5 tRNA genes are annotated in these 511 nt (G+C 52.3%); all 5 read left to right on the forward strand.

Annotation, left to right across the window (positions count from 1 at the left end):
• The 5 genes from ABS917_RS18885 to ABS917_RS18905 all read left to right on the forward strand — a co-directional run bounded on the left by ABS917_RS18885 (position 1) and on the right by ABS917_RS18905 (position 435).
• Positions 1-75: transfer RNA gene (locus ABS917_RS18885), tRNA-Gly, on the forward strand.
• Positions 76-81: 6 nt separating this feature from the next.
• Positions 82-170 (forward strand) — tRNA-Leu (locus ABS917_RS18890).
• A 19-nt stretch (positions 171-189) separates the two neighbouring features.
• Positions 190-266: transfer RNA gene (locus ABS917_RS18895), tRNA-Arg, on the forward strand.
• A gap of 8 nt (positions 267-274) precedes the next feature.
• A tRNA-Pro gene (locus tag ABS917_RS18900) sits at positions 275-351 on the forward strand.
• A gap of 8 nt (positions 352-359) precedes the next feature.
• A tRNA-Ala gene (locus tag ABS917_RS18905) sits at positions 360-435 on the forward strand.
• The last annotated feature ends 76 nt before the right edge of the window (positions 436-511 follow it).

Genomic DNA, 511 nt, shown 5'->3' on the forward strand with positions numbered 1-511 from the left:
GCGGAAGTAGTTCAGTGGTAGAACACCACCTTGCCAAGGTGGGGGTCGCGAGTTCGAACCTCGTCTTCCGCTCCAAAAAATGCCGGGGTGGCGGAACTGGCAGACGCACAGGACTTAAAATCCTGCGGTGAGTGATCACCGTGCCGGTTCGATTCCGGCCCTCGGCACCATCTTTTAAATAAACAATATGCGCCCGTAGCTCAATTGGATAGAGCGTCTGACTACGGATCAGAAGGTTGTGGGTTCGACTCCTGCCGGGCGCGCCATATTATTTCGGAATGTAGCTCAGCTTGGTAGAGCACTTGGTTTGGGACCAAGGGGTCGTAGGTTCGAATCCTGTCATTCCGACCATCATTTATGGGGCCTTAGCTCAGCTGGGAGAGCGCCTGCCTTGCACGCAGGAGGTCAGCGGTTCGATCCCGCTAGGCTCCACCATGAACCTTGAAAACTGAACAAGCAACGTTAATGAAACAAGCTTCTTAAATGAAGCAAACAATAGATTTCAACTTCT

The sequence above is a fragment of the Solibacillus sp. genome (assembly GCF_040273735.1).
GTDB lineage: Bacteria > Bacillota > Bacilli > Bacillales_A > Planococcaceae > Solibacillus.